18 protein-coding genes and 2 tRNA genes are annotated in these 20,335 nt (G+C 61.5%); 10 read left to right on the forward strand and 10 right to left on the reverse strand.

Annotation, left to right across the window (positions count from 1 at the left end; all coding sequences use genetic code 11):
* The first annotated feature begins 14 nt into the window (after positions 1-14).
* The 4 genes from BM151_RS11525 to BM151_RS11540 are packed head-to-tail and all read left to right on the forward strand — an operon-like array spanning position 15 to position 3,799.
* Positions 15-590 (forward strand): TRAP transporter small permease subunit, encoded by a 576-nt coding sequence (locus BM151_RS11525; protein ID WP_177213113.1) that lies wholly within the window; start codon positions 15-17, stop codon positions 588-590.
* Entirely contained in the window at positions 580-1,917 is a 1,338-nt protein-coding gene (locus BM151_RS11530) for a TRAP transporter large permease (protein ID WP_090060870.1), read from the forward strand. The genes BM151_RS11525 and BM151_RS11530 overlap by 11 nt, the downstream gene beginning before the upstream one ends.
* An 8-nt stretch (positions 1,918-1,925) precedes the next feature.
* The gene (locus BM151_RS11535) at positions 1,926-3,110 is read left to right on the forward strand and encodes an NADH:flavin oxidoreductase/NADH oxidase (RefSeq protein WP_090060871.1); all 1,185 of its coding nucleotides are present in this window, start codon (positions 1,926-1,928) and stop codon (positions 3,108-3,110) included.
* On the forward strand, positions 3,107-3,799 hold the full coding sequence (locus tag BM151_RS11540; RefSeq protein ID WP_090060872.1) for an EthD domain-containing protein: 693 nt from the start codon (positions 3,107-3,109) through the stop codon (positions 3,797-3,799). The genes BM151_RS11535 and BM151_RS11540 overlap by 4 nt, the downstream gene beginning before the upstream one ends.
* A gap of 72 nt (positions 3,800-3,871) precedes the next feature.
* Here BM151_RS11540 and BM151_RS11545 read toward each other — a convergent pair whose 3' ends face one another.
* From BM151_RS11545 to BM151_RS11565, 5 genes are read right to left on the reverse strand one after another with little or no spacing between them, the layout of a single operon-like run.
* Positions 3,872-4,975 (reverse strand): C4-dicarboxylate TRAP transporter substrate-binding protein, encoded by a 1,104-nt coding sequence (locus BM151_RS11545; RefSeq protein WP_090060873.1) that lies wholly within the window; start codon positions 4,973-4,975, stop codon positions 3,872-3,874.
* Positions 4,976-5,020: 45 nt separating this feature from the next.
* The gene (locus BM151_RS11550; protein ID WP_090060874.1) at positions 5,021-6,331 is read right to left on the reverse strand and encodes a TRAP transporter large permease; all 1,311 of its coding nucleotides are present in this window, start codon (positions 6,329-6,331) and stop codon (positions 5,021-5,023) included.
* Position 6,332: 1 nt separating this feature from the next.
* Positions 6,333-6,854 (reverse strand): TRAP transporter small permease, encoded by a 522-nt coding sequence (locus BM151_RS11555; protein ID WP_177213114.1) that lies wholly within the window; start codon positions 6,852-6,854, stop codon positions 6,333-6,335.
* Between the two features lie 16 nt (positions 6,855-6,870).
* A complete protein-coding gene (locus BM151_RS11560) occupies positions 6,871-8,601 on the reverse strand; it encodes an FAD-dependent oxidoreductase (RefSeq protein ID WP_245781189.1) in 1,731 nt (576 codons plus the stop codon).
* Between the two features lie 44 nt (positions 8,602-8,645).
* Positions 8,646-9,413, reverse strand: a complete 768-nt coding sequence (locus BM151_RS11565; protein WP_090060877.1) for an SDR family NAD(P)-dependent oxidoreductase — start codon at positions 9,411-9,413, stop codon at positions 8,646-8,648.
* Between the two features lie 188 nt (positions 9,414-9,601).
* Between BM151_RS11565 and BM151_RS11570 the strand changes: the two genes are divergently transcribed.
* Positions 9,602-10,396: an IclR family transcriptional regulator gene (locus tag BM151_RS11570; protein WP_177213115.1), complete on the forward strand. Its 795-nt coding sequence runs from the start codon at positions 9,602-9,604 to the stop codon at positions 10,394-10,396.
* 9 nt (positions 10,397-10,405) lie between these two features.
* Here the strand turns inward: BM151_RS11570 and BM151_RS11575 are convergent, their stop codons facing one another.
* Positions 10,406-10,960: a MarR family winged helix-turn-helix transcriptional regulator gene (locus tag BM151_RS11575; protein ID WP_218151359.1), complete on the reverse strand. Its 555-nt coding sequence runs from the start codon at positions 10,958-10,960 to the stop codon at positions 10,406-10,408.
* Between the two features lie 160 nt (positions 10,961-11,120).
* Between BM151_RS11575 and BM151_RS11580 the strand changes: the two genes are divergently transcribed.
* Both BM151_RS11580 and BM151_RS11585 read left to right on the forward strand, forming a co-directional pair.
* Complete coding sequence (locus BM151_RS11580; RefSeq protein WP_090060880.1) at positions 11,121-12,752, forward strand: FAD-dependent oxidoreductase; 1,632 nt, start codon at positions 11,121-11,123, stop codon at positions 12,750-12,752.
* A gap of 13 nt (positions 12,753-12,765) precedes the next feature.
* The gene (locus tag BM151_RS11585; RefSeq protein WP_090060881.1) at positions 12,766-12,957 is read left to right on the forward strand and encodes a DUF2783 domain-containing protein; all 192 of its coding nucleotides are present in this window, start codon (positions 12,766-12,768) and stop codon (positions 12,955-12,957) included.
* Between the two features lie 114 nt (positions 12,958-13,071).
* Here BM151_RS11585 and BM151_RS11590 read toward each other — a convergent pair.
* Positions 13,072-13,148 (reverse strand) — tRNA-Arg (locus tag BM151_RS11590).
* A gap of 364 nt (positions 13,149-13,512) precedes the next feature.
* On the opposite strand from BM151_RS11590, the gene BM151_RS11595 reads away from it, so the two are divergent.
* Together BM151_RS11595 and ilvD are read left to right on the forward strand one after the other, a co-directional pair.
* Positions 13,513-14,571, forward strand: coding sequence for a LacI family DNA-binding transcriptional regulator (locus BM151_RS11595; protein WP_090060882.1), 1,059 nt, complete (start codon positions 13,513-13,515; stop codon positions 14,569-14,571).
* A 153-nt stretch (positions 14,572-14,724) separates the two neighbouring features.
* Entirely contained in the window at positions 14,725-16,569 is a 1,845-nt protein-coding gene (gene ilvD / locus BM151_RS11600; RefSeq protein WP_090060883.1) for a dihydroxy-acid dehydratase, read from the forward strand.
* 97 nt (positions 16,570-16,666) lie between these two features.
* Here the strand turns inward: ilvD and BM151_RS11605 are convergent, their stop codons facing one another.
* The 3 genes from BM151_RS11605 to dapF form a co-directional block, all read right to left on the reverse strand.
* Positions 16,667-17,566: an META domain-containing protein gene (locus tag BM151_RS11605; RefSeq protein WP_090060884.1), complete on the reverse strand. Its 900-nt coding sequence runs from the start codon at positions 17,564-17,566 to the stop codon at positions 16,667-16,669.
* A gap of 65 nt (positions 17,567-17,631) precedes the next feature.
* Entirely contained in the window at positions 17,632-18,891 is a 1,260-nt protein-coding gene (gene mtaB / locus BM151_RS11610; RefSeq protein WP_090060885.1) for a tRNA (N(6)-L-threonylcarbamoyladenosine(37)-C(2))-methylthiotransferase MtaB, read from the reverse strand.
* Positions 18,891-19,724 carry a diaminopimelate epimerase gene (dapF, locus tag BM151_RS11615; protein WP_090060886.1) on the reverse strand — a complete coding sequence of 278 codons (834 nt, stop codon included), beginning with the start codon at positions 19,722-19,724 and terminating at the stop codon, positions 18,891-18,893. The genes mtaB and dapF overlap by 1 nt, the downstream gene beginning before the upstream one ends.
* Positions 19,725-19,839: 115 nt before the next feature.
* Between dapF and BM151_RS11620 the strand changes: the two genes are divergently transcribed.
* Positions 19,840-19,915, forward strand: a tRNA-Lys gene (locus BM151_RS11620).
* The last annotated feature ends 420 nt before the right edge of the window (positions 19,916-20,335 follow it).

Raw genomic sequence — 20,335 nt, forward strand, 5'->3', positions numbered from 1 at the left:
AAATGGGGCCCGATATGTCTCGGATACTCTCCTTTGCCCGCGCCTTGCTCAGCTTGCCGGGCAAGATCGTCGCATGGCTGATCATCCCGCTGATCCTCTCCATCGTCCTCTCGGTCATCGCCGCCCGCTTCGGCTGGTCGACGCTCCTGGATTGGGACGGCAGCATCCCGCTTTTCGGAGAAGCACTCACCGTCAACAGCCTCGTTGACCTGCAATGGTACATCTTCTCGTTGATCGTGCTTTTCGGCGGCGTTTGGGCCTATTTCGACGAACGCCATGTCACCGTCGATTTCATCGCGCTTTCGCTGAAACCCAGAACCCGCGCCTATATCACGCTGTTCGGTGATCTCTTCCTGCTCTTGCCGCTTTGCATCCTCGTGATCCGCTACGGCTCGGATTTCGCCGCCATCGCCTGGCGCACCGGCGAAGGTTCGAACCAGGGCGGCCTGGCTGCGCATTGGCTGATCAAGGGCGCCCTGCCCACAGCCTTTGGCCTTCTGGGTCTCGCCGCACTGACCAATGCCCTCCGAACGCTGTGCGAACTGCGCAAAGGCACCTTCCACGAAACGGAAATTCACCATGATAGCTGACTACATCTGGCCCATCTCGATGCTGCTCGCACTCGTGCTCTTGTTGTTCAGCGGCTATGCGGTGGGCTTTGTCCTCGCCGGTGTCGGCATCGCCTTTGCGCTTCTGGCCGATGTGCCAACCGTGTTCCTGTCGATGGGGGTTCAGCGCATCTATTCGGGCACGTTGACCAACTGGCTTCTGGCCGCCATTCCCTTGTTCGTCTTCATGGGGCTGATGCTGGAAAAATCCGGCATCGCCGAACGGCTGATGCGCTCTCTCGCAGCACTCGCCGGACGCCTTCCGGGGGGCTACGCCTTTGCCGTGGTGGTGATCGGCGTCGTCATGGCCGCCTCTACCGGGATCATCGGCGCCTCTGTCGTGCTGATGGGGATGATGTCCCTGCCCGCCATGCGCGCGGCGGGCTATGACATGCGACTTGCGACCGGGCTTGTGGCAGCGTCTGGCACGCTGGGCATCCTGATTCCGCCCTCGATCATGCTCATCATCTTGGGCGATCAGCTCCGCGTGCCGATCGGCGATCTGTTCATGGGCGCGATCTATCCCGGCCTGATCCTGTCCGGCCTCTATTTCACCTATATCGTCCTCAACGCGATCTTTCGTCCCTCGCATATGCCCGCGCCACCGCAAACCGACGGTGTTCCGGTGCTCCACGCGGTGCTGTCGCTGGCGCGCGATCTGGTGGCACCGATGCTTCTGATCCTTTCCGTTCTGGGCACGATCATCACCGGCGTGGCGACGCCAACAGAATCCGCCGCCATCGGCGCGCTTGGTGCGACGCTTCTGGCCGCGCTCACCGGCGGGTTCAGCTTTGGCGCCTTCCGCCATGCGGTCTTTGAAACCACGAAAACCACCGCGATGATCGCCTTTGTGATGATCGGCGCGACCGTGTTCAGCCTGGTGTTCCGTCGCCTGGGCGGGGATGCGATGGTCGCCGATCTGTTCCATTTCGAGAACGTCAGCCCCTATGTCACCCTCGCCATGATCATGGCGCTGATCTTCGTGCTGGGCTTTTTCCTCGATTGGGTCGAGATCAGCCTCGTGGTGATCCCCATCGTCGCCCCCATCGTGGCCAGTCTCGATTTCGGCATGCCCACCTCCGACGTGATCCTGTGGTTCGCCATCGCGCTGGCCGTCAATCTCCAGACCTCGTTTCTCACGCCCCCCTTCGGCTATGCGCTCTTCTACCTGCGCGGCGTTGATCCGACGATCCCGATCGGCACGATCTATCGTGGTGTGATCCCCTTTGTGCTGATCCAGATGGCGGCGCTCATCCTCGTGATCGCGATCCCGAGCATCGTGCTCTCCCTGCCACATTCCATGCGATAGGCCCCTTCATGACCTCTTCGACAGACACAACCGCTGACTTGCTGCAGCCCCTCACCCTGCGTGGGCGGACCTTCAAGAACCGCATCACCATCTCGCCCATGTGCCAACATGCGGGCAAGGATGGCTATGTCACCGACTGGCACCTCGTGCATTACGGCAAATTCGTCCTGGGCGGCGCCGCTTTGGTCCTGACCGAAAGCACGGCGGTGGCCTCGGATTCGCGCGTCGGCGTGGACGATCTCGGCATCTGGTCCGACGATCACATCCCCGGCCTGAAGCGTCTTGCCGAGTTTGCCCATGACAATGGCGGCATGATGGGCGTGCAACTCGCGCATTCCGGACGCAAAGCCTTTTCGCAGCCGCTCTGGCATGGCGGTCAGGCGATGACCCCGGCGGAAATCGACGCTGCCGGCATCGACTGGCGCAGGGTCGGACCGAGTGCCATTGCGGCGAGTTCCGAATGGAGCACGCCGGAAAAACTCAGCATCGAAGACATCGCCGAGATCCGTCAGCAACACGTTGACGCCGCGCGGCGCGCCGATGCCGCCGGGATGGATGTGGTCGAGCTGCATTATGGCCACGGCTATCTCGTGGCGAGTTTCCTCTCGCCCATCGGCAACACCCGCGACGACGCCTATGGCTGCGACCGCGCCGGCCGGATGCGGATCGCCATCGAGATCGCCCGCGACGTGCGCGCGGTCTGGCCCGAGGACAAACCGCTTTTCGTCCGCCTGTCCTGTGTCGATGGCGCCGAGGGCGGTTGGAACATGGACGATACGGTGGTTTTGGCCGAAGAACTCAAAGCCGTCGGCGTCGATGTCATCGACTGCTCCTCAGGCGGGCTGTCAGAGACCACCCGGCGCAGCAACGTGCCCCGCGGTTTCGGTTTTCAGGTGCCTTTCGCGGAGCGTGTCCGCCAGGAGGTCGGCATCCCGACCCAGGCCGTGGGTCTCATCACCTCCCCCGCGCAGGCCAATGCCATCGTCGCGGAGGGCAAGGCGGATCTCGTCGCCATCGGCCGCGCCGCTCTGGAAAACCCCTATTGGCCGGTTCAGGCGCAGCGCGCGCTGAGCGAGGGCGAAGGGTTTGCGACCTGGCCGGAACGCCACGGCGCCTGGCTCGACAAACGCGAACCCGTGCTCCAGCAGCTAATCGCGGAACAGGACGAGCGCGCGGAGGGAGACCCGACATGATCGCCAGATTTGGACTTTTACAGAAAGCGCCAGACCTCTCGGAAGAGGCGTTCGATGCGCATTGGAAAGAGGTGCACGGGCCGCTGGCCTCGAAAATGCCCGGGCTGCGCAACTACTGGCAGCACCGCGTGGTGGACAAGGAACAATTCGGCATTTCCCACGCCCGCGGGCCCTGGGATCTCGACGGGATGTCAGAGCTGCATTTCGACAGTCTGGAGGCGATGAAACAGGCCGTCGCCGCCCCGAGTTTCGCCGATGCTCTGGGCGATGAGGACGGGTTTCTGGCCGATGTGCATCTTGTCGCCTGCGAAAAGCATGTCGTCGTGCCCTTTGACGCCAAAGGCGGGCCTTTCGTGAAACGCATGACCTTGCTGCGCAAACTGGACGGCATGTCGGACGAACAATTCCGCCACGAATGGCTCAAGGTTCACGCCGACTGGGTGCGGCAATGGCCCGATGTTCTGGGCTATACGCAGAATATCGTTGTGGACCGCTATCACGCCTCGCGCGAGGACAGTGCGGATTACGCCGATGTGCCCGTCGATGGCATCGTCGAATTCTGGTTCCGCGACACGGAGACCGCTGCAAAGCTCTACGCCAGCGACATCGTCACTCGGACGCAGGAGCACGCCAAAGAGTTCCTCGCCGAGATCACCCCCTATTTCGTGCAGACCCGCCAGATCGTCTGACCGGAAAAACCAAAGCACAAAAAAGGCCCCGCTCTCGTCAGCGGGGCCGTTCTTCTTTTCCCGGATGGAGTTTTATTCCGGGAATTTGCTCATCAGATGCTCTTGTACCAGTGCCAGAATGGCCGCCTCATCCGAGCGGTCGATCTCGGCAAGCCGGGCCGTCCAATCCGCTTGCAACTGGGTATACTGATCGAACACCGCTTGCGGATTGTCGACCGTGCTCGCCTCCGCGATCAGGTTTTCGATCACGCCCGCCTTGAAGTCGGCAACATGGGCCGACAGATCCTCGCCCGCGTCATGCAGCACGATGCCCCGGCCAACCGCATCGTCGAAGGCCGCTTGCGCATCGGAGGCGAATTGCATTTGTGTGCGCACCAATGCCAAAGCCATCTCGTCCTTGAGAAGCTGCTTTTGCTCGGCGCTGAAGTCCTCCCACGTGTCCTTGGCAATGACCCAATCCGCGCCGGTCACAACGCCAAGCGAGATGGTCGTGATGTCGCTCACCACCTCGTTGAACGAAGCGCTGACAAGGTTGGTCGGATCGGCCACGATACATTCGAGCGAGCCGCGCTGCATGCCGCTATAGGCGTCTCCAATCGGCACCGACACCGCCGTGCCACCAAGGGAGTCGACCAGAGAGGTGAACGACGCCCCCGCCGTGCGCATCCGCATGCCCTTGGCCTCTTCCAGCGTGGTCACGGGCTGGTTGCACATGAAATGATAGACCGGCGTCGAAAACGCCCCGGTGAAGATCACGTCGAACTTGTCCCATTCGGCCAGCGCGGCAGGATCGGTGAAATTGAACTCCGTATAGGCCAACGCCACGGCGAGGGAATCGTCGCTCACAAAGCTCGTGTTGTTCAGAAGCGCCTGAACCGGCAGCTCTGCAGGCATGTAGCCCGGGTAGACAAAGCCGAAATCGGCCACCCCGTCGCGCACCCCTGTCAGGGTCGTCTTGGCCGGGAGAAGTGCGCCGCTGTAATGCACCTCGACGTCGATCTCGCCCCCCGTCGCCTCACGCACCCGGTCGAACAGGCCGGCATAGGCGTGAACGGATTGCGGGTAGCTCGGCGGCAACCAGGTGCTCGCCTGATAGGTCTCGGCAGAGGCGCTCATGGTGAGCGACGTGAGCGCCAGAACCGCAGATGCGGCCAGTTTCATAGATGTTTTGTGCATTGCTTCCTCCTCTTGAGCAATTGCGGGTGAATTCAGTTCGCCATCTCAGTTCGCCACGGCGGGCAGCCAGAGCGACAGGATCGGAAAGCCGATGATCAGGGCGAGGGTGACAAAATCGGACAACAGAAATCCGAACGTCCCGCGGAAGATCTGGCCCAGCGTGACCTCATCGCCCAAAGCGCCTTTGACGACGAAAATGTTGAGCCCCATGGGGGGCGTGACCATGCCCATCTCCAAAAGTTTGACCGCAATGACGGCAAACCAGATCGGATCGATGCCGAAATGCTGGAGCACGGGCGTCAGGACCGGCAGGGTCAAAAGCATGATCGACACAGGTTCGAGAAAACAGCCCATGACCAGATACAGCAAAGAGATCGCAAGGATCACGCCGAGCTGGGTCTGGAACTGGGTCGCGACGAGATCGGAGAAATAGCCCGCGATCCCGGTCAGCCCGAGCATGCGCTGAAACAGCGCGGCCCCCACCACGATGATGAAGATCGAGGCCGTGCCAGTCGCAGTTCGCCGGATCGCATCGGCAAAGCTCACCCGGGTCAGGGACCGGCGCACCAGCGCCAAAAGAATGGTCAAAGCCGCGCCCACCGCCCCCGCTTCGGTCGGGGTGAACAACCCGACAAAGATGCCACCGATCACGCAGAGGATGATGAGCGGCAAGGGCCAGACATCGCGGAAGGCTTCACGACGCTCGGCCTTGGAAATCTCCTCGGTCGCCTTGGGCGCGAGGGACGGATTCAGCCAGACCCGGATGGTAATGTAGAGAATGAACACCACCGCCGACAAAAGCCCCGGAATAAGACCCGCGAGGAACAGGCTGTTGATCGATTCCGACATGGTGATGCCATAGACGATCATCAGCACGGAGGGCGGGATCAGCGCGCCCAAGGTTCCGGCCGCCGCGACCGACCCGGTGGCCAGCCCCGGGTGGTAGTTCATCCGCATCATCTCCGGCACGGCGGTGCGGGAAAAGGCGGCGGCGGTCGCCACGCTCGATCCGCTGGCCGAGGCAAAGAGCGCCGCCGAGATCACTGTGGCCGAGGCCAGCCCGCCCGGCATCCAGCCCAGCGTGATGCGGGCGGATCGAAACAGGTTCTTGGTCAGGTCCGACGAGGCAGCAACATAACCCATCAACAGAAACATCGGGATGGCCGACAGGTTCCAGTCCCCCACCATCTCAAACGGCACGGCGGTCAGGATGCCCAGGCCCGCCTTGAGACTTATCGCCACGGAAATCCCGCCGAAGGCCACAACCCCCATCGCGATCCCCACGGGCACGCGAATGGCCACGAGGAAAAGGACGAGTGCGGTGCTCAGCGCACCAATCAATTCACGCTCAGACATCTCACACCGGCTCCGAATAATCGTGGGTGGCCGCTTTCGAGCCGGACACGAGCGCCCGGACGGCCTGTTCAAGCTTGGCCAGCGCCGCAAGCGCCGCGACGAAAAGACCGAGCGGCATGAGAATGCGCGCGGGCCAGATCGGCACATTCCAGGTGCCGGTGACATATTCCTTGATCTCAAAGGCCTCGACGGCGACCTTGAAATAGAGCCAGCCCAAAAGGACATAGAAGCCGACCGCGAGAAGATGCCCGACGATGTCGAACACATCTTTCACGGCGTCCGGCACCTGATCGCGCAGGATGTCCACCGCGATGTTTTCATCCAGAAGCTGCAACAGCCCCAGCGGCAGAAAGATGGTCGCGACCATCAGATATGAGGCGACAATCGTGTCGATCCCCGGGATCGCGACATTGAACACCGCGCGCCCCAACACATCCGCCACGACCAGCACCAGCATCGCGAGAATGCCAACCCCCGCGAGGCCGATCATCGCCCGGCTGATCCAGTTTACGAACCTTTGCATCGGCTCCCTCCCTTCCTCAGCTTGCGGACTGGCCGGAAGCATGCAGCCCGGCGATGTATCCGAAGGTCATGCCCGGCCCGAGTGTGATCCCGCCGCCGGAGTAGTTGCCGCCCAGCACACTCGACATGTCGTTGCCCGCCGCATAGAGCCCGGCGATGGCCTGACCGTCCTCATCGAGCACACGGGAGTTGCGGTCGGTGCGAATGCCGCTGAATGTCCCGATGGTGCCGGGAATGACGCGCACCGCGTAGAACGGCCCTTGCGCAATCGGCGCGAGACAGGGGTTCGGCGTGACACTCGGGTCACCATGGAACCGGTTATAAGCCGTGCTGCCGCGTCCGAATTCCGTATCCGTCCCCGTCGGCACATCGGCGTTGAACCTTGCCACGGTGTCCGTGAACGCAGTCGCCTCAAGCCCTACATTGCGCGCCAACTCCTCAAGCGTCTTGCCGGTCATCAGATAGCCCGACTTGATCGAGGGGCCGAGCGGCAGAGGCGCGGGTTTGACATGGCCGAGACCATATTTGCGAATGGTCCGGTGATCGCAGATCAGGAAGCCTTCGGCAGGTTGCCCGTCCGGCGTCGCCCGCTCCAGCCCCTGCACGAAATCATGATAACTGTTCGCCTCGTTGACAAAGCGGCGCCCATTTCGCGTGACGGCGATCACACCGGGTTTGCCCCGGTCGATGAAATGCGGGAACGGCCCCTTGGTGCCATCGGGACGCGGCACAAGGCTCACGGGTGCCCAGGCCCCGGCATTGGGGTAATCCATCTGGGTCGCGGCGCCGATCCTTTCGGCAAGGGCCACACCATCGCCAGTGTTGCCCGGGCTGGCCGCAGAGACATGTTCGCCCTCATTGGCCACATGTTTGTACAGCTTTTTGCGTCGCGCCACGTCCTGCGGAAAGCCGCCACAGGCCAGAACGACACCCTTCTTGGCCTCGATCCGGCGCAGCCCCTGCGGGGTGAGGACGACCGCGCCGGTCACCGCCCCTGTTTCGTCGCGCAACAGTTCCTTCACCGGGCTGTCGAGCATGACCTCGACCCCGAAATCACGGGCCGACCGATAGAGCCGCGCCGCCAAAGCATTGCCGTTGGTCAACAATTGCGACCGCCCGGTCAGCGCCTTGTCCAGGCCGAATTTGGTCAGGCGGCGGCTCACATAGGCAAAAGACACCGGCGATTGAAACGCCCGGTAAAAGTGCCAAAGCTCCTTGCCAGAGCCGATGGCCAGACCGAAGAGGGTCAACTCCTTGCGCGGCGGGCGCAGCTTTTCGATGTCTGCTCCGAGGATCGAGGCCTTGACCGGTTTGGTCAGGATCGAGCGCCCGCCCGGCACACCGCCCGGCGCATCGGGATGATAGTCGGAAAAGGCGGGCGAAGCCTCGAACCGCACATGGGTGTTGCGCTCCATGAAATCGATCATCTCAGGTCCCGCATCCAGAAACGCTTCGGCGCGCTCGGCATCGAAATAATTGCCGGCCTCGTGACGGATATAGGCGTTGGCCGCCTCTTTCGTGTCCTCGACACCGGCCTCTTTACTGACCGGGTTGTTCGGCACCCAGAGATAACCACCCGACAGCGCGGTGGTACCGCCAAAGACCGGCTCTTTCTCGGCCACGATGACCTTGAGCCCGTGTTTTGCCGCCACGATCGCGGCACTCATGCCGCCCGCGCCGGAGCCCGCGACCAGAAGATCACAGGACAGAGTTTGCATAGCCGTATCGGCGAGAGGTGCGTTTTGCATTGTACCACTCCGGTTTGAGAATTGAATTTTGAAGATCGGGGCGATCAGTTGGTCAGGTAACCGCCATCGACCGGCAGCATGACACCCGTGACATAGCTGGACAGCTTCGAGGCCAGGAACAACACGGGGCCGACCAGTTCCTCTGGCGTCCCAACACGTCCCATCGGCGTGTGGGACATGAACCGCTCCATCGCCTGCGCATTGGCACGCGTGCCCTCGGTCATGGGCGTCGCGATAACGCCCGGCGCGATGCCGTTGACACGAATGCCACGGCCAGAGAGATCACAGGCCAGTGCCTTGGTCAGTTGAATGACCCCACCTTTCGAGGCCGCGTAACTGGCGGAATTCTTGTAGGCCACGAATGAGGCAATCGAGCCGAGATTGACGATGCGACCGGCCGTGGCCTCCAGTTGATCCAGAAGCGCGACCACCATATGGGCCGAGCCCTTGAGGTTCACGGAAAGCTGCGCATCGAGATCGTTCAGAAAGCTCGGCTCCTCCGGGGCGGTGCGTCGGGTAATGCCCGCGTTGTTCACAAGGATCGACACGTCGCCAAAGACCGCTTTGGCCTCTTGTGCAAAACCCGCGCAGGCATCCCTATCGGAGACATCAAGCGCAAAGCCCCGCGCCTTGCCGCCCGTCGCCTCAATTTCGGCGGCGACTGCTGCGGCTCCCTTCCCGTTCATGTCACACAAAAGGACCGCAGCCCCCGACTCGGCCAGCCCTTTGGCAATGGCGGCACCATTGCCCTGCGCCGCGCCAGTGACCACGGCAACTTCCCCGTCCAGCAGGCCTGGAACACGTATATCCATAAATTTTCTCCTCCCGATCCCACCGCGCTCAATTGCATTGAAAGAGCGTCTTGTAAGATTTATTACGTATTACGTAGCAAGCAACGCATAGAGAAATGTTGCATGCGCAACGAGTATGTGTCAACACTCTTTTGGAGACCTCAAGACGCCCCGGCGAGGAACGGAAGATGGACGGACAGTCAACAGCCTTGGATAAGCCAGGAAAATCGGCCCGCGGTGGCGTTCAATCCGTTGAAGTGGCAGGGAAACTCCTGCAGGTGCTGTTGCAGTCGGACGGTCCGATGAAACTGGCCGAGATCGCTGCAGAGGTGGAAATGCCCTCAGCCAAGGTGCATCGCTACCTCGTCAGCCTGATCCGCACCGGCTTTGTCCAGCAATCCAAGGAATCGTCGAAATACGACCTCGGCCCCATCGCGTTTCAGCTTGGGCTCAAGGGATTTGCCCGGTTTGAACCGCTGAAACTGGCAGAGTATATGTTGCAGGAACTGGTGGAGCTGGTCGGCGAAACCGCCGCCCTCGCCGTCTGGACCGCCAAGGGCGCGACGATGATCCGAGTCATCGAGGCAAGGCATGATTTCGCCACCACCATCGCCCCCACCCATCATTGCCCGATGACCTTTTCCGCGACGGGTGTGCTGTTTTCCAGCTATGAGGACGAGGTCCGCACCGAGCCGCTGATCGAGCGCGAGTTGGAACAGAACCGGATCAGCGGCCGCCCCAACTCGCCCCTTGATCGTGCGGAGCTGGACGCCATGATCGGCGCCACGACCGCACGCGGCTATTCTTGCATGACGGATGGCGGCGGCGATGGCTTTGGGGCGGTGAGCGCGCCGGTGTTCGATGTGACCGGCAAGCTGGTGATGGCGGTCACCGTCTTTGGTCGCAGCAACCGTGTGGATGCCACGGCGGATGGCACGCTGGCCCGGATCGTGGCGCGGACGGCGGCGAAAATCTCAGCGGCCTTTGGCTATGTCACACCGTAACCGCGCGGCTCAGGTGTCAATGCCCTGAAGGTCCATTGCCGAGCGGGGCCGAGCCAAAGGATCCTCATCCAGCGCAGCATGCATCTTTTCCATGACCGCGTAGAACATCGCCAGTTCCTCGGGCGAGATGGTTTCGAGCAAGGCGCGCTCGACCTGCATCGCCTCCGGCAGGATGCTGTCGAGTGCCTCCACACCTTTTGCCGAGAGCGAGATCTCGACCAGGCGGCCGTCTGAGGCCCCCGGCACCTTCGCCACAAGACCCGCGTTTTCAAGCCGTGTGACGGCGCGGCTGACCCGCGATTTTTCGAGGTTCACGCAGTTGTGGATTTCCCGCACGGACACCCTTTCGCAGCGATTCAGGTGCACCAGAACGCGCCATTCGGCGACCGACAGGCCCAGCGGCTTGTCATAGGCGACCGAAACGCGCCGACTTGCGCGCTCTGACAAAACCGCCAGCCGATAGGGAAGAAAGGCCGAGAGATCGAACTCAACAGACTGCATCGCAAAATCCTCACTTATTGCACCGACAATGATATTGACTTTTGTTGCGAGCGCAACAATCAATGGACTCATTGCACTTGCAACGAATCAACAAAAGGGAGGACGCGCGGTACCAGAACGGAACGCGCGTCACGGGCGGTGCAAGACAGCGCGCGTCAGCCCCGCCCCGTCCCCGCCTGTGGAGACGCGCGAAGGATGAGGGGCAAAATCAGGAGGAGGAAACATGTTCGACGACAGATACGCACTGGCCCACAAGGTCTACCCCTATGAAAAATCGCCGGATCAGGACCTGCCACAGGCCGTCCGCCACCCGGTCGTCGTGGTCGGCGGCGGTCCGATCGGGGTCGCCACGGCGCTCGATCTGGGCCAACAAGGCATTCCCGTGGTGATCCTCGACGATCACGAGGGCATTGGCATGGGCAGCCGGGCGATTTGCTTTTCGAAACGCACGATGGAAATCGCAGACCGCTATGGATGCGGCCAGCCGATGCTCGACAAAGGCGTGATCTGGAACCTCGGAAAAGTGTTTCACCGTTCCGAAAAGGTATTCGAGTTCAACCTCTTGCCGGAAAAAGGCCACAAATACCCGGCCTTCATCAACCTGCAGCAACCGTATTTCGAACACGACATGATCGACCGTTTGCGCGCGCTCCAGGCCGAGGGTGCCCCGATCCAGCTCCGGGGCAAAAACCGGGTCGATGCAATCGAGGTCAAAGACGACCATGTCGTGCTCGACGTGATGACCCCGGACGGCCCCTACAAAATAGAGGCCGACTGGCTCGTGGCCTGCGACGGGGCCAACTCGCCGCTACGCACCATGCTGGGCCATGATTTTTCCGGCAAAGTCTTCGAGGACAGTTTCCTGATCGCCGACATCAAGATGAAAGAAGGCGCCGAGTTTCCGACGGAGCGTTGGTTCTGGTTCGAGCCAGATCACGGTCAGGGCGCCTCGGTTCTGTTGCACAAACAACCGGATGACGTCTGGCGCGTGGATTTCCAGATCGGCTGGGACGTGGACCGCAAGGAAGAGTTGAAAGAAGACAACATCCGCCGCCGCCTCGACGCCTTTCTCGGCCGGGACGATTATGAAATCGTCTGGTCCTCGATCTACACGTTTCGATGCAAGCGCATGGAGCGCTTTCGCCACGGCCCCGTCTTTTTCGCCGGGGATGCAGCGCATCAGGTCTCGCCCTTCGGCGCGCGCGGGGCAAATTCGGGGATGCAGGACGTCGACAATCTCGGCTGGAAACTGGGTCTCGTGATCCAAGGTAAAGCGCCCGAAGCCCTGCTCGACAGCTATTCCGAAGAACGGGTCTATGGGGCGGATGAAAACATCCTGAACTCGACACGGTCGACAGATTTCATCACGCCAAAATCCGAGATCAGCAAGACCTTCCGCAATGCGATCCTCGGCCTCGCGCAACAGACGGCCTTTGCCCGCCCGCTGGTCAACTCCGGTCGTCTTAGCGTGCCCTGCGTCTATGACGGCTTGTCGTTGAACGGTCCCGATGCCTTGCCCGGCGGCCCGGAACAGACCCGCGTCGGCGCGCCGATGGTGGATGCGCCGCTCGATGATGGCCAGGAGGAGGGCTGGCTGCTCGACCGCATCGGCGGTGCATTTCAACTCATGACAATCGACGCCGACGCGCCCGAGACTCTGGAGATCGACGGCATCCCGGTGACCCGTGTCACGCTGACCGCCGAGGGCCATCCCGAGCTTGCAGCACGGTATCTGGGGGAGGCCATCTCCGCCGTCTACCTGATGCGTCCGGATCAACATGTGGCCGCCCGTTGGGCGCGCTTCGACGAGGACGCGCTGCGCGAGGCGCTCAAGATTGCAACCGCAAAAGCCTGAGGAGGAGCCGCAGATGACCACAGTGAACACTGCCCCGAACATTGCCAAACCCGACGATTTCTATGCCCGGCTTCTGGCCGCGCATGAGGGAAAATCCAAAGCCGAGAGCGACGAGATCAACGCCCGCCTCGCCCTGATCCTGAGCAATCACATCGGCGATATGGAGGTGCTTGAGGAAGCAATCGAGCTGGCCTCCAGAGCTTGATCCTGACGATGTGCCCCCATTGGCGGGGCACATCACAATTCAAAACGATTGCCCGACACAGGCGGGTTGGGCCGCCGGCCGCGCGCGCCACAATACCAACAACACGGAAGGTGCTGGCGATCCCGACAGGATTCGAACCTGTAACCTGCCCCTTAGGAGGGGGCTGCTCTATCCAGTTGAGCCACGGGACCGCACGGCCTTCTCTTAGCCGGGCGTGAGGTCCCGGCACAAGAGGCAAGGTCGTTTTGTCAAAGGAAGCGGTTCCGCGACGGCGCGCGCGCAGGGCGGCATGTGGCACGTGCGTAAGACTGGAAAGCGCGTAAAACAGGAAAAGGGGGAGCGTTTTGGCCCACCACTCCCCCTTTTGACATCCGAAGCAGCGGGACCGCACAGGTCACGACCACTCCGGAGATTTGCATACGGCCCGCCCTCAGCCTCCCTGAAGAGGCGCGAAAAGAGCCGTTAGCGATAACATAACCGCATTGCAACACATGGACAAGGTGGTTTTATGATGTAAACTGAGGCACATATTAAAGCATGCAGGAGGGTACGGTCATGTCGCAGGGTTCCGGGAAAACGCCAGCCAAAAGGCCATTGACCCTACGTGACGTGTCAGAAGCCTCCGGCGTCTCGGAAATGACCGTCAGCCGGGTGTTGCGCAATCGCGGCGACGTCTCGGAAGCGACACGGACAAAGGTGCTCGAGGCCGCGCGTGAACTGGGCTATGTGCCCAACAAGATCGCCGGCGCTCTGGCCTCCTCGCGGGTCAATCTGGTCGCGGTGATCATCCCCTCGATGTCGAACATGGTTTTCCCCGAAGTCATGACCGGGATCAACGAGGTGCTCGAGGGCACCGAATTGCAGCCCGTCGTGGGCATCACCAATTACAAGCCGGAACGCGAAGAGGCGGTGCTTTATCAGATGCTGTCCTGGCGCCCGTCCGGCGTGATCATCGCGGGGCTCGAGCATACCGAAGCCGCCAAGGCGATGATGGGTGCCGCAGGCATCCCGATCGTCGAGATCATGGACACGGATGGCGAGGCGGTCGACTCGGCCGTGGGCATTTCGCACCGCCGTGCCGGTCGCAAGATGGCCCAGGCGATCATCGACGCCGGTTACAAGCGGATCGGCTTTCTCGGCACCAAGATGCCGCTGGATCACCGTGCCCGCAAACGCTTCGAGGGCTTCACCGAGGTGCTGGCGAAGGCCAAGCTCGAGATTGCCGACAGCGAATTCTATTCCGGTGGCTCCGCACTCAAGAAAGGGCGCGAGATGACCGAGGCAATCCTCAAGCGCAATGAAGAGGAACCTCTGGATTTCCTCTATTATTCCAATGACATGATCGGCGCTGGTGGGTTGATGTATTGTCTCGACAACGGCATCGATGTGCCGGGCGACATCGGGCTTGCCGGGTTCAACGGTATCGAATTCCTCGACGGCTTGCCGCGCAAGCTGGCGACGATGGATGCCTGCCGGGTCGAGATCGGTCGCGCCGCCGCCGAGATCATCGCCAAACGGGTCGAGGATGAGAAGGCGCCGACGGGCGAGATTATCACGCTCGAACCCTCGCTCGACTATGGCGAAACTCTGAAGCGGAAAAAGAAACCGCTCTGATCCGCGGGCGTTCCGGTAAGATTATTCATCCTCGCACAGGCCATCGTGACTGGAAATGTCGCGCTGAAAGCCTTATTGAACGGCAACCCCGTGCCGCTGGCCCCGTGCCCGCGACGCGGGCCAAGTGACGTTACAGAAACGAAAGCCAACACCATGCCCCATTACAGATCCCGCCGCTCCACCCATGGCCGGAACATGGCCGGTGCCCGCGGCCTTTGGCGCGCGACCGGCATGACCGACGGAGATTTCGGCAAGCCGATCATCGCGGTCGTGAACTCGTTCACCCAATTCGTGCCGGGCCACGTGCATCTCAAGGACTTGGGCCAGATGGTCGCGCGTGAGATCGAAAACGCCGGCGGTGTGGCAAAGGAATTCAACACCATCGCGGTGGATGACGGCATCGCCATGGGCCATGACGGCATGCTCTATTCCCTGCCCTCGCGCGAGGTGATCGCCGACAGCGTGGAATATATGGTCAATGCGCATTGTGCGGATGCCATGGTCTGCATCTCCAACTGCGACAAGATCACCCCCGGCATGATGATGGCGGCGATGCGGCTCAATATCCCGGTGATCTTCGTCTCCGGCGGGCCGATGGAAGCGGGCAAGGTGCAGATCGGCGATCTCGATCGTGCGGTCGATCTGGTCGATGCCATGGTCGCCGCCGCCGATGACCAGTACACGGATGAAGAGGTCGATGCGTTTGAGCAGAATGCCTGCCCGACCTGCGGCTCCTGTTCCGGCATGTTCACCGCCAACTCGATGAACTGTCTCGCCGAGGCGCTGGGTCTCGCTTTGCCGGGCAACGGTTCGACGCTCGCCACCCATGCGGATCGCAAGAACCTGTTCCTGGAGGCCGGGCGCAAGATCGTCGAGATCACCAAACGTCATTATGAGGGCGAGGAACAGGGGCTCCTGCCGCGCGAGATCGCGACGTTCGAAGCCTTTGAGAATGCCATGTCGCTCGACATCGCCATGGGCGGGTCCACGAATACGGTTCTGCACCTTCTGGCGATTGCCCATGAGGGCGAGGTCGATTTCACCATGCAGGACATCGACCGGCTGTCGCGCAAAGTGCCCTGTCTCTGCAAGGTCGCGCCGAACATTCACAACGTTCATATGGAAGACGTGCACCGCGCGGGCGGCATTTTCTCCATTCTGGGTGAAATGCAGCGTGGCGGCTTGCTCCATGGCGATGTGCGCACGGTACACAGTGACAGCATGGCGGCAGCGATTGCCAAATGGGACATCACGGTCGCGAACAACCCCGAAGCCGAGCAGCTTTTCAAGGCAGCGCCCGGCGGCGTGCGCACGACGCAGGCGTTTTCGACCGAGAACCGCTATAAGGAGCTCGACACCGACCGTGAAGGCGGGGTGATCCGCTCCTGTGAACATGCGTTCTCGAAAGACGGCGGTCTGGCGGTGCTGTTCGGCAATATCGCCGAGCGCGGCTGTATCGTGAAAACCGCGGGCGTCGATGACAGCAACCTGACGTTCAGCGGCAAGGCGCATGTGTTCGAGAGCCAGGACGATGCGGTCGAGGGGATTCTCACCCGCAAGGTCGAGGCCGGCGAGGTGGTGATCATCCGCTACGAGGGGCCGCAGGGCGGGCCGGGGATGCAGGAAATGCTCTACCCGACTTCGTATCTGAAATCCAAAGGTCTGGGCAAGAAATGCGCGCTCTTGACCGACGGGCGGTTCTCCGGCGGCACTTCCGGGCTCTCCATCGGCCATGTCTCGCCGGAAGCGGCGGAAGGCGGGTTGATCGGTCTGGTGGAAGATGGCGACATCGTCGAGATCGATATCCCGAACCGGACGATCAATCTCGCGGTCGATGACGCCACGCTGGCGGCACGGCGCGAGGCCAAAGGTGCCCTGCCATGGAAACCGGCGGCAGAGCGCCCGCGTGCGGTGTCCACCGCGCTCAAGGCCTATGCCATGTTCGCCTCCTCGGCGGACAAGGGCGGGGTGCGCATCCTGCCGGACTCTGCCAAGTAATTCGGGCCGAGCAATCCGGGCAAGTGATCCGGTTAAATAAGGCTCTGATCCAGCCGAAAAGACACCAGACGCCGCTCCATTCGGGGCGGCGTTTTTGTCAGCGCCGCGCGGTGATCACCGCCTGATCAAGACTGTAAAGAACCAGCGCGCCGGTCTCGTCGATATCGAACCGATCGACGGATTGCAGAGCCGAGAGATAGCGTGTCTCCTGCGCCATCAGCGCCTCAGGACACATCATTCTGGTGCTGGCCAGAGGGCCAATGTCGAGCCCCTCGCCGGTCAGCCCCATCTGCCCCATGTAACGGTTGCAGCTTGCCTTGCCCGATAGATGACCATCGGCACCGACCAGAAGCGTTGTCTGACTGTTGTCCACCACCCCCTGCCCCATGATGTCTTCGATGCGCCATTCGCGCCCGGTCAACAGGTCCATCGTATTCCCGGCACAGCCGCGCAGGGTCGTGCCCTCGAGATCCAGCATGACCTGTTCCGGGTAGGGCCGCCCGGTCATGTCGTCATGGCAGAGCGCCTTTTCGACGGTGATCTCCATCTCCGGCAGGTCGTACCACAGCGCGCCGTCGCGCAGTTCCGCCTCCGGCGGGGTCAGTTCCAGCTCCCGTGTGCCATACTCCAACAGAGCTTTAAGCCTTCCGTCCGCAACGGTGATAAGCCAGCCCGGCTCATTGCCACGCGCCACCCATGGCCGTTGCGTCAGGGTACAGGATTGGGACGCGCCCCCGATCTCGAGGCTGGCCGCATCGCCCTTGATCCAGAATTCGACATCCCCCTCACCGCTCACATAGCGCGCACCGGAGGCTGAAATGGCCTGTGACAGGGGGATCTGATCCTCTCCGAGGGCGAGCACAGCCACCTCTTTCGCGAAACCGACAACGCCATGCTGCGCATCGCAGGCGACCCTGGTCGAAAACCCGAAGGGAACCTCCGCCACGGCGGGCGCGGCAAGCAGAGTGAAAATAAGGATATGCGAAAAACGGACCATGGGTCACCTTCCTGTCAAACAATGCCTTGAGGAGGACAGGCGGCCCGCTCGCTGTCAACCAACGTTCATGCGAGCAATTGCGTGTCCGACTTGCCAGTGATCAGAGCGCGAAGGATCGCGCCCTCCTCCTGCGGCGTCGCGAAAGAGACTTCGGTGAATTGCTCCGTCCGGCCCATATGCGGGTTTTCCATTAGGATCACATGCTCACGACCAATCTGGGCCTGCAAATGCTTTTGCACCTGGGCATCGCCAGCGGCACGCAGACGGGCCGCACGCTCCTTGATCGCCTTGCCATTGACCTGACGCGGGATTTTCGCGGCCGGTGTGCCCTCGCGTTTCGAGTAGGGGAAGACATGGAGCCAGGTCAGATCGCAATCGGTCACCAGTTTCAGCGAGTTTTCGAACTGCGCCTCGGTTTCGGTCGGGAATCCGGCGATGATATCGGCGCCAAAGGTCATCTCGGGCCGCAGCTTGCGCGCCTCTTCACAGAATCGGATCGCATCGTCGCGCAGATGCCGCCGGGCCATACGTTTGAGGATCAGATCATCGCCATGCTGCAAGGAGAGGTGCAGATGCGGCATCAGACGCGGCTCGGTCGCGATCGCCTGCATCAGCATCTCGTCGGCCTCGATGGAATCGATGGACGAGATCCGAAGGCGCGGCAGGTCCGGCACGAGTTTCAGAATGCGCATCACTAGATCGCCCAGGCGCGGCGTCGCCGGCAGGTCCGCGCCCCAGCTGGTCAGATCGACCCCGGTGAGCACAACCTCGTTGAAGCCCTTGTCCACCAGACGCTTGATCTGATCGACCACAACCCCGGCGGGCACGGAGCGGGAATTGCCGCGCCCGTAAGGGATGATGCAGAAGGTACAGCGGTGATCGCAGCCGTTCTGCACCTGAACATAGGCGCGGTGACGCCCGAATCCGTCGATCAGGTGACCCGCGGTCTCGGTCACCGACATAATGTCATTGACCTGAACGCGTTCAGTGTCGCCGATGAAATTCGGACCCATGCTCTGCCATGTCTCGGGCTGCATCTTTTCCGTGTTGCCGATCACCAGATCGACCTCGCCCATGGTGGCGAAGGTCTCCGGCTCGGTCTGGGCGGCACAGCCGGTGACGATGATCTTCGCCTCCGGATTGTCGCGGCGAAGCTTGCGAATCTCCTGACGCGCCTTACGCACCGCCTCGGCCGTCACGGCACAGGTGTTGACCACCACGGCATTCTCGACGCCATTGGCTTCGGCCAATTCCTTCATCGCCTCGGTCTCATAGGCGTTGAGGCGACAGCCCAGTGTCGCAAAGATTGGCGGATTGGCGGACATCAGACGCGCTCCAGAAAAGACGTGTCGAACTCGGCCTTGAAAACGAGCTGAGTCGGGCCGGTCATCCAGACACCGTCATCGCGCCACTCCAGCGTGAGCCAGCCGCCATCGACCTCCATCCGCACTTTCTTGTCGGTGAGCCCGCGCAGCGAAGCGGCCACGGCGGTGGCACAGGCGCCGGAGCCACAGGCCAGCGTGATCCCGGTGCCGCGCTCCCAGACCCGCATACGAATCTCGTCACGCGACCGGATCTCGGCGAATTCCACATTGGTGCGCTGCGGAAACAGCGGATCGAATTCGACCTTGCGGCCCCAGCCGGGCACATCCACCGCTTTGATGTCCTCGACAAAGAACACCGCATGGGGATTGCCCATGCCGACGGCCACGGGTTCGCCCTCGAGCGGCAGAAATTCCGTATCGACCGGGTGCGACAGCGGAACCTCGTCCCACATCAGCTGCGGATGCCCCATATTGACCGAGACCTCGTCGCCCATATCGCGGGCAATGAGAATGCCGCGCTCGGTGCGGATCGTCACCTCGTCACGCCCGAGCTCATCAAGCATCAGTCGTCCGACACAGCGCGTGGCATTGCCACAGGCCCCGGCCCGCGAACCGTCGGAATTCCAAAAATCGAGATCGATATCCGCCGCCTCCGAACTGCGAATCTCCGCAAGCTGGTCGAATCCCACGCCGCAATGGCGATCGCCGATGGCTTTGGCGAGATCGGGGGTGACCACAGCATCGCGCCCCCGTGAATCAATGATCACGAAGTCATTTCCCAGCCCGTGCATTTTCAGAAAGGGCAGGTTCGGAGGGGGCGTCTGTTGTTGCATGGCCGGGCATATAAACCTTGTTGCGACCTTTTCCAAGAAATTCTCTTTTCTGCTTGACGCCCCCGCTCAGCAACTGTAGTTCCCCCCGCACAGCCTCTCGGGGCTGACAGAGAGTGGGCCGTTAGCTCAGTTGGTAGAGCAACTGACTTTTAATCAGTGGGTCGCAGGTTCGAATCCTGCACGGCTCACCACTTTCTTCCAGTAAGATCAAATGGTTAGGGGCAAAGACGCCCTATCACATCAGTTCCTGCTTTCTTTTCCGGAAGCAATAAGGAAGCATGCACAGGGAAGAAGCTGTGTGGCGAGGGAGCAACGGTGCCTCCATCTGGAATTCAGAGCGGCAGATACTCTGTCGCTCGACCGCGCTTTCCAAATTCTCAAATGACTATTTCGAGCGTTGTCTTGAATGCGCTCTTATTGAAGTTGATCGGAGTCGCTTCCTTGTCCGTCCTCAAGTTGGACCGGGTTCTAGTCGGCGGTGGAAGAAAAAACCGTGACCGGTGAGTAGAATTAACGACAAGCCATAACTGTTGCGCCCCCGCAACATAGTAACCATTTTGCTCAATCTGCGGAAAGATCGTTTTCTTGCAACCCATACTTGTCCGTATACA

Source organism: Celeribacter neptunius (assembly GCF_900113955.1).
In the GTDB taxonomy this organism is placed as follows: domain Bacteria; phylum Pseudomonadota; class Alphaproteobacteria; order Rhodobacterales; family Rhodobacteraceae; genus Celeribacter; species Celeribacter neptunius.

Excerpts from the sequence above, each read along its gene's own strand:
- BM151_RS11540 (WP_090060872.1), top strand. The coding sequence starts at position 3,107 with ATGATCGCCAGATTTGGACTTTTACAGAAAGCGCCAGACCTCTCGGAA.
- BM151_RS11565 (WP_090060877.1), bottom strand. The coding sequence starts at position 9,413 with ATGGATATACGTGTTCCAGGCCTGCTGGACGGGGAAGTTGCCGTGGTC.
- BM151_RS11545 (WP_090060873.1), bottom strand. The coding sequence starts at position 4,975 with ATGCACAAAACATCTATGAAACTGGCCGCATCTGCGGTTCTGGCGCTC.
- BM151_RS11580 (WP_090060880.1), top strand. The coding sequence starts at position 11,121 with ATGTTCGACGACAGATACGCACTGGCCCACAAGGTCTACCCCTATGAA.
- ilvD (WP_090060883.1), top strand. The coding sequence starts at position 14,725 with ATGCCCCATTACAGATCCCGCCGCTCCACCCATGGCCGGAACATGGCC.
- BM151_RS11525 (WP_177213113.1), top strand. The coding sequence starts at position 15 with ATGTCTCGGATACTCTCCTTTGCCCGCGCCTTGCTCAGCTTGCCGGGC.
- BM151_RS11550 (WP_090060874.1), bottom strand. The coding sequence starts at position 6,331 with ATGTCTGAGCGTGAATTGATTGGTGCGCTGAGCACCGCACTCGTCCTT.
- BM151_RS11605 (WP_090060884.1), bottom strand. The coding sequence starts at position 17,566 with ATGGTCCGTTTTTCGCATATCCTTATTTTCACTCTGCTTGCCGCGCCC.
- BM151_RS11595 (WP_090060882.1), top strand. The coding sequence starts at position 13,513 with ATGTCGCAGGGTTCCGGGAAAACGCCAGCCAAAAGGCCATTGACCCTA.
- mtaB (WP_090060885.1), bottom strand. The coding sequence starts at position 18,891 with ATGTCCGCCAATCCGCCAATCTTTGCGACACTGGGCTGTCGCCTCAAC.
- BM151_RS11560 (WP_245781189.1), bottom strand. The coding sequence starts at position 8,601 with ATGCAAAACGCACCTCTCGCCGATACGGCTATGCAAACTCTGTCCTGT.
- BM151_RS11555 (WP_177213114.1), bottom strand. The coding sequence starts at position 6,854 with ATGCAAAGGTTCGTAAACTGGATCAGCCGGGCGATGATCGGCCTCGCG.
- BM151_RS11530 (WP_090060870.1), top strand. The coding sequence starts at position 580 with ATGATAGCTGACTACATCTGGCCCATCTCGATGCTGCTCGCACTCGTG.
- BM151_RS11535 (WP_090060871.1), top strand. The coding sequence starts at position 1,926 with ATGACCTCTTCGACAGACACAACCGCTGACTTGCTGCAGCCCCTCACC.
- dapF (WP_090060886.1), bottom strand. The coding sequence starts at position 19,724 with ATGCAACAACAGACGCCCCCTCCGAACCTGCCCTTTCTGAAAATGCAC.
- BM151_RS11585 (WP_090060881.1), top strand. The coding sequence starts at position 12,766 with ATGACCACAGTGAACACTGCCCCGAACATTGCCAAACCCGACGATTTC.